This window comes from Paenibacillus pseudetheri (genome assembly GCF_924513355.1).
In the GTDB taxonomy this organism is placed as follows: domain Bacteria; phylum Bacillota; class Bacilli; order Paenibacillales; family Paenibacillaceae; genus Paenibacillus_AQ; species Paenibacillus_AQ pseudetheri.
In genome coordinates, this window is record NZ_CAKMAB010000060.1 from 24,374 (window position 1) to 32,115 (window position 7,742).

Annotated in this window: 8 protein-coding genes; 1 reads left to right on the plus strand and 7 read right to left on the minus strand. The window is 39.5% G+C overall.

What is annotated here, in order from left to right:
• Positions 1–73: 73 nt before the first annotated feature.
• The 5 genes from L1028_RS29180 to L1028_RS29200 form a co-directional block, all read right to left on the minus strand.
• A complete protein-coding gene (locus L1028_RS29180; RefSeq protein WP_234541621.1) occupies positions 74–1,111 on the minus strand; it encodes an ABC transporter substrate-binding protein in 1,038 nt (345 codons plus the stop codon).
• A 22-nt stretch (positions 1,112–1,133) separates the two neighbouring features.
• Complete coding sequence (locus L1028_RS29185) at positions 1,134–1,922, minus strand: DUF3919 family protein (RefSeq protein ID WP_149644320.1); 789 nt, start codon at positions 1,920–1,922, stop codon at positions 1,134–1,136.
• Between the two features lie 61 nt (positions 1,923–1,983).
• Positions 1,984–3,399 (minus strand): sensor histidine kinase, encoded by a 1,416-nt coding sequence (locus L1028_RS29190; protein ID WP_234541622.1) that lies wholly within the window; start codon positions 3,397–3,399, stop codon positions 1,984–1,986.
• Between the two features lie 3 nt (positions 3,400–3,402).
• Entirely contained in the window at positions 3,403–4,068 is a 666-nt protein-coding gene (locus L1028_RS29195; RefSeq protein WP_234541623.1) for a response regulator transcription factor, read from the minus strand.
• Between the two features lie 217 nt (positions 4,069–4,285).
• Positions 4,286–4,918, minus strand: coding sequence for a GNAT family N-acetyltransferase (locus tag L1028_RS29200; RefSeq protein WP_234541624.1), 633 nt, complete (start codon positions 4,916–4,918; stop codon positions 4,286–4,288).
• Between the two features lie 121 nt (positions 4,919–5,039).
• Between L1028_RS29200 and L1028_RS29205 the strand changes: the two genes are divergently transcribed.
• Positions 5,040–5,930: a GNAT family N-acetyltransferase gene (locus L1028_RS29205; protein WP_234541625.1), complete on the plus strand. Its 891-nt coding sequence runs from the start codon at positions 5,040–5,042 to the stop codon at positions 5,928–5,930.
• Positions 5,931–6,018: 88 nt separating this feature from the next.
• On the opposite strand, the gene L1028_RS29210 is transcribed toward L1028_RS29205, so the two are convergent.
• Together L1028_RS29210 and L1028_RS29215 are read right to left on the minus strand one after the other, a co-directional pair.
• The gene (locus tag L1028_RS29210) at positions 6,019–6,381 is read right to left on the minus strand and encodes a YmaF family protein (RefSeq protein ID WP_234541626.1); all 363 of its coding nucleotides are present in this window, start codon (positions 6,379–6,381) and stop codon (positions 6,019–6,021) included.
• A gap of 102 nt (positions 6,382–6,483) precedes the next feature.
• A complete protein-coding gene (locus L1028_RS29215; protein WP_234541627.1) occupies positions 6,484–7,422 on the minus strand; it encodes a GNAT family N-acetyltransferase in 939 nt (312 codons plus the stop codon).
• Between the last annotated feature and the right edge of the window lie 320 nt (positions 7,423–7,742).

Here is a 7,742-nt window from a genome sequence, read left to right on the forward strand (position 1 = left end):
TTCTGCCATCCAATTTGAGGGGCATTACAGTTACCATATATGGTGCAGCCATGCAATACCCCTACTGGCTCTTTTATTTCAAATCTTTTAATGCATTTTGCAACTCTTTACGCTGCGATGCTGCTTTTAACAAATCATAAGCCTCGTTGTATTTCGTTGTTTTAATATCAATGCCACCTTTAGGAATCGGTACTGATGATTTAACGGATACTGCGTAGGCAGATTGCGTATACAACTCACCCGGTTCATTCGTAAGCATATAGTCCATAAGCTTCTTCGCAGCCTCTGTGTTAGGTCCGCCCTTAACAATGGATAAGGCTCCAACTTCATAACCTGCTGCTTCTGGAACAACACTAACAATTGGGTTGCCTTGGTATTTAATCTTCAACTGATCTCCAAGGAAGGTCACACCAATTGTATACTCCCCTTTAGCAGCTTTCTGAATGGGCTCAATGCCAGACTTAGGTCTTTCCTTAAGGTTAGGCAGTAACTGTTTGATATAGTTCAACATCTCATCATCACCCCATACTTGAGCTAGAGAGGCTACTGCTGTATATGCTGTACCCGATGTTGCTGGATCGGACATACCGATTTCACCTTTGAATTTAGGATCGAGCAAATCCTTAAAAGATTCAGGGTATGGATCACTACCGTATTTTTCTTTCCAACGTTCTTCATTAATACCTATAGCGATTGGATTTAAATAAAACCCTGTCCAGAAGCCATCTTTGTCTTTCATATTGTCAGCGATGTCAGAAGCATTCGGAGAAGTATAAGCTTCCAATGAACCTGCCTCTTTCAGTACTTGGTGTGAATCCGCTGGCCCTCCCATCAGAAAGTCGGCTTGTGGATTCGACATTTCATTTTGTACACGGGATACCGCTTCTCCACTTGGCAATCGTAGGATGTCATAGTCAATTCCGGTTTCAGCTTTGAATTTATCCAGAATTTTACGAGCCTCTTCCTCTTGAAAAATGGAATATACGGTAATTTTCTTGATTTCTTTACCGCCAAATACTCCTGATTTATACATGAAGAACCCCGCTACCAACACAACTACTATGACTGACAATAAAATGACTGACTTACTGTTTTTTTTCTTTCTCGCCATAGACTAAACCATCCCTTCAAGATCAGTATGAGGCATTATTTAGTTTGAAATAGACTCTTTGATTAGTCTCATCCAGAAGGTCATAGACCACGAAGTAAGCGCCGTTATAGCGATCCACATGGATCCAGTGCTTTTTCACTCGATAATCATTCGTGAGCTGAATGACAAAGTGAGCATCGGGTGTACGTTGCAAGTCATCAAAATGGCTGAAATCGATAATACGCTCTGCTGCACGAATCTGAGATATCAACGCCTTCCTCTCAACCTGAGTGAGAGCCGTAAGTACTCCCTGCTGTAGTGTGAACACATCATTAATCTCGTTTTCTACAGCAGATCCAATACTTGACGTGGTTAACATCTTATCGATGAGTGTACTTTGCAGCTTGCGGATAGTAGCACTTACATTAAGCGAATTAACTGACTCCGCACCGAAGTGAAACGCATTCGTTTCCACTTGAAAAGGAATATCTTCTTGATCCAGATAGGCCATCGTTCCCGTCAACAGAAGTCTCGGAACCAACTGTTGTGGACGCTGCATTCCTGATGATAACAACCCAGAAAAAGTAGATCTCAATTTCAGCAATTCCTTCGGATCCTCAATGGATATCGTCCCTAGACCTGGATATGTAATATCCACGCGCATCGGAACACCAGCAATCCGGTCAAGCTGATCCTCCTGTCGAGGTACAACATGCACTTCATCAAGAGGTATTCGAAAAGTGTAAGCGCACATGCCGATTAGCAGACTGCCTATGATGACTTGTAACAAGATGAGGCGAAACCATGAAAGCCCTTTCTTATCCTCTGGCACTTACTTTAACCTCCTCATATATCAAAAGAATTTTAAATTTGTATCAGTTTTGTAACAGCGCTTACATTTGTTGCGTTAAGGGGAATCTCAGCTGAATCTCTGCCCCCTTCTTCTCCGAGCTAGTAATGACGATACTCCCTCCTTGAAGTTCCATAAACTGTTTACAGAGAGGTAATCCTAACCCATGTGATTCGTTTGAAATAATACGATCCTGTTTCTCAGCCGAGGGAAGAAATAATATACTTTGCAATTGTTGCGATATCCCTCTCCCGTTATCTATAATACGAACCAGCCCAAAGCCCTCATGCTCCGTTAACTCGATATAGAGATTTGTGCATTCACTATGCTTAATGGCGTTATCAATCACGTTAAATAGAACTTGCTGAGTTCTCTTGGGATCTAAATTCACTTCACAAGATGAGATCTTTAGCGTGGTAACAATCGCGGATTTTTGAAGGGTCGGCTCTAAGATACGTAGACTATCCATAATAACAGCCCCTAAATCAGTACACTCCAGCTTGATACGCCAAGCCTCATCACCAATCAGTGAGGTCTGTAACAAATCCTCAACCATATTTAACAACCGAGTACTCTCTTTACGGATATAGGAATTACACTCCTGTATATCATCCTTCTTATTCATTCTCTCCATTAAATCCGAAAACCCGATAATCGAAGTTAGTGGTGTTTTTAATTCATGCGTTATGTTGTCGTAGAAAGCTTTCTGCTTTCCCTGTTCATACTTTAACATTTTGATATGATGTTGCAGCGCATCCGACATATGATTGAAATCCTTAGCTAATTCTCCTACCTCATCCTGACTACTCGCCTGTATCTTTCTGCTAAAATCGCCAATGGATACAAGCTTAAGCGCCTGCTGTAAGGCATGTAGAGGCCTCACCAACAAAGATGAGAATGAATAACTAACCATAAGCGAAAAAAACAAACATCCTACAGCTACAGCGATAAACCATGTGCGCATCTGGTTTAATGTCTGTAAATTCTCATGGAGGTCCAATAAATATCGAAATCCACCCACTATTTCCCCCTCATACCAGAAGGGAACGGAGTAGATTAGATATTGTGTACCTTCACCTGCAGTTATGACCGTGGCAGCATTTCCAGTAAGCGCTTTCTGGATATCGTTACGTTTAAGTAAGTTTTCTTTATCACTGCTGCTCCCAACAATGGTCTCATCTAGGGCGAATAGTTGTACTTGAAAATTGCTGTTTGACGCCAAATGCGACGCAATAAAGGGGGCGTACTTACCTGAAAATAATTGTTCTATATTAATTTTCTGATCACTGACAATCTTCAATGCTTCAATACGATGCAAGCCAAAATACTGACTTAACGTCTGAGTATCCCGTTTAATCATACTTTGGTTAAGCGTATAATTAACGATAAAAAACATCGCTGTGAGCAGCATAACAATCGTAACGGCATGCTGAATAAACATTTTATTTCGCAGCCCCATCTTCTATACCTCCAGCTTATAGCCTGTTCCATGTATAGTGGCGATCAGATGCTCGTTGGGTTTCATTTTCTCCCGAAGACGGTTTACCACCATGTCCACGGATCTTGTATGCCCATAATAATCATAACCCCAGACCTGATCAAGCAAGTCTTCGCGAGTGAAAACCTTCTTAGGATGAGCACATAAAAGCCACATGAAGTCAAACTCTTTACTAGTTGTCTTAAGCCATTGTCCCCCTATCTTACATGTACGTCCATTCTTATCAATTTCAATAGGTCCAATCTTGATCACTTCAGGAGGCGCTACCATCTTCATTCGTCTCATAACTGCCTTAATGCGTTCGATAAGTTCCCTTGTCTCAAAAGGTTTTGTTAGATAATCGTCTGCTCCCAATTGAAAGCCAAGGATTTTATCATTCATTTCATTCTTAGCGGTGAGCACGATTACCGGGACTGACTTATACTGTTGTTGAAGCATTTGAAGAAGCTCGAACCCGGAACGGTCAGGTAACATAAGATCTAACAGTATTAAATCGGCAGACCATGTTGCAAGTTCATCCCACGCAGTAGTCACCGTTCCTACAGCTTTCGTCTGATATCCTTCCACCTCTAAGCTCAATTTTAGCAGCATTTGAATGCTGGGATCGTCTTCAATAATTAAAATATTCATATGTAGCCCTCTTTTCCTTAGATGCTATTTTACACTGAACTTTCATATTTTTAGTTACCCTCTTATAATAGCGGATATCATTCAATACGAAAACGCTTTCCATTTATGTACAAATAGAAATACAAATCAAATAATGTCTACAAACTTACAATTTATGTATTTAGTGCAGTAAGTAAAACCCACAAAAAAACTCCCATATAATGGGAGTTTTGCGGATTCAGGATTTTGTGGCACGGACTATACTACTCGAAAATCCCTTGATCGAGCGATTGCGCTCATGATTGTTCATCTCTGTTTTTTCCATAAACTCATCCTTCGTCAATCCGAACAATATCAAATCATAATATCGTCCATTCGTGTAAATGACTTTCCGCCGCACGCCCTCTTGAATGCAGCCGACTTTCTTTAACATCGCTATAGAACCTTCATTACCTTCAAGCGCACATTCATTGAATTTATTTAGTCGTCGCTCGAAAAAAGCATATTTTAAGAGGATGGATATAGCTCTCGTTCCATATCCTTTACCTCGATGATCTCTATCCACTTGCACGCCTATGCTGAACGTACCATTTTTCTCATCAATGCTATTGAGATTTACGCCTCCAACATTTTCACCATGCAAATCTTCGATCGTAAACATTAGTCTATCCGATGAGAATTCAGCGTAAGTCTCCGCAAAATTTTTGGCTTCGGCAATGGTGGGTGGTAGTTCAACCGCACATTGTAAGAGTCGCCGTGCTGGGGTATCAAAACGATTCGTATAATAGCCTTCCCAATCCCCTTCTTGTATTGATCGTAATCTTATTTTCTCGTCTTTCCAATAATAATTACTATAATCTATCTCTCTCATTTTCTAGCCTCCAAATCATTTCGGGATTGTTTTTTTATAATAAACATTACTTTAGAACGGTGTAGTAAGATATAACCATTAAACGTAACTATGAAAAACACTTTGGAAAAGAGGCATACTTATGAGCGATTACCAATTGGTCAGTGATTATAAGCATATCGAAAAATATAAAGAAAGCTTTAATGCCTTAGCTAAATCGATCTTCGGGATTGATTTTTCGCCATGGTATGAACAAGGAGGCTGGAGTGATAAGTATATTTGTTATTCCTATATCGATGGGGACCATGTGATCGCAAATGCGTCCATAAACAAAATGACGATTGTTTTAAATCAAAAAGAGTATAATGCCATTCAAATTGGCACTGTAATGACACATCCTGATTATCGCATGCAAGGATTATCCAGGAAATTAATAGATCATATTATCGCTATGTACGAACAGAAATGTGACTTCATCTACTTATTTGCAAACGACAGTGCTTTGGACTTTTATCCTAAATTCGGATTTGAACGCATGCATGAAAGTAGCTTTTCGATTAACGCTTCTAATCTTAGAAATCAAACGTCTAAAACCTTCTCTGTGCGTCCCTTATCTATGAATAACTCCGTTGATTTCACCATGGTAAAAAAATTCACTGAAGAAAAAGTTCCGGTATCCTCTATACTCAGCGTTGTAAACAATGAACATCAGCTACTGTTTTATTTCATTCTTCCATTCCGTGATTCCTTTTATTATATTGAAGAAGCTGACGTTGTAGTAATCTTTAGACATGAGGATCATCAGCTTCATATTTTCGATATTATTAGTACTACAAGTATGGATATCGACGCGATATTGAACAGCATTATTTCTCCCGAAACGGAGGTTATACATTTTTATTTTACACCAGATTATGCCATAGATCACATAGAGTCAGCATTAATTCCCCAGAGTGAGGATGTGTTATTTGTACGTCCACTTTTAAAAGAACTACCTAAACATTTCATGTTTCCCATAACCTCACATGCCTAGATAGGATGAAGAAGACTGCCATCCGGCAGCCTTTTTTTTATTTGCTCTTTCATTCCTTGAGAGCTTCATTTCATACCAGATTTATTCATTAAACAAGTGGAGCTTGAATCAATGTTGCGAAATTGAATCGATGGACATGACCATCATTTAATGTAGTTTGGCCAGATACAAAATGTACGTGCTTGCCATTTCCTACTGAAATAGCCGGGCCTGTTCTTATCTTTTTAAGATTATGAAAATGGTTAACGAAATCAGTTCTACTAAGATCAATTTCATGAATATGACTATTCCCTACTCTAATCGCCTGCCCAGTAACACCTGCAAAGCGATGGTTATGTCGATCTGCACCTTCTTCAGCCAATTTCGTACTACCTTCAAATTCATGTACATGTCTCTGCGCACTTTGAGAATATAATGTTTTCTTCTGTAGAGTAGCTTTTTTCTTTACCATCTGTTGTGAACCTCCCTATAAACATGGACTTCACAACATTCTATTAAGAAAACACATTTTAAGTTCTAGGCAAGTGTCTAAGTATCCATTGTGATTTGTTCGCTAATCCATTGCAGGAATATACATACTCTGTATCTCTTGTACTCCTGGAACAAATCCTAGATTGATATAAACAGACTCCGCATCATTACCTTCCATGACATATAATCTAAGGAAAGGATACTTATCTTTAAGAAGACTTAGTCCTCTTTTTAACATCAGTGTCGCTATCCCTTTGCCTCTATAACCGGGCATTACACCAATACTATAAACTGCTGCGTAATCTCCTTGTAAGCCCAAGAGACAATTCGCAATTAACTGTCCCGATTTCCTATCATACACAAGCGTTGACGCGGTAAGTAATGCTTCATTCGTATAATTCGGTTCTTCACTTGGAATAAAATCTTCATAGGAGAATTGCTTTCTTCTAGTCGCTTCGAGACTTCCGGCAAAGCTAGCGTAGCTGCATTCGGCGATCTGATCTTCAAGAATAAAGCGTTTAACTCCTTTTCCATCCTCTTCGATCTGTGGACTTTCAATTCTAAATTCTTCGTTCCATTCCACCTCGAAATGATCTGTAGGACGCTGCATCCAGCGACATCTGAACTCATCAGGCCAAAATCCTGCCCGTGCAAATAAATGAACTTGATCCGGTAGAACCTCGAAGGTTTTTATAGGCTCCGTTCGGTCAGACCAATATATCAAAAGCTTTTTTAGAAGTTTAAGTACCACAAATGTATCGTTAAACGGTGGAATAACAAACAAATGATAGATCCGATTAGGTGACATCCTTACTCCACCTATTTTCGACTCCCCTTTATAGATCCAAAAAGCATTCTTTTGGGCAGAATTGAACCCATCTTCTCTAAAAAAGCCAATATATTGAATATTATAATAAATGGAGCAATACACTCCCCACTCTTCCGATCCAGCCTTACGAATTGAATAATCATTACTTAGCTCATACGATATTTCATCCTCAGACCATCCCATTAATTGCATGTACAATTCCTCCTCGCTGCTACTTCACCTTCTATATTTCATAGTATCATAGCCCAAAGTAAATGATTGGTAATAAATGCTTATATATTAATCTTTACTGTTTTCTAGATAGACAAGCGCAAACTACAGTGCTGACATTAGTAACAAAATCCCGAGTGACATTAAGCTCCATTATGTAAAAAAAACTGCCAATTGGCAGCTCAGAGTGTCGAGAAACCCAGGTCATTTTAAGATCTTGGGTTTCTTTTCATGTTTAGGTAGCTATAAAATCGGGAAAATAGGGGGATTACCCCTGCTTCTCCAAGCGATCCAGGTGGATC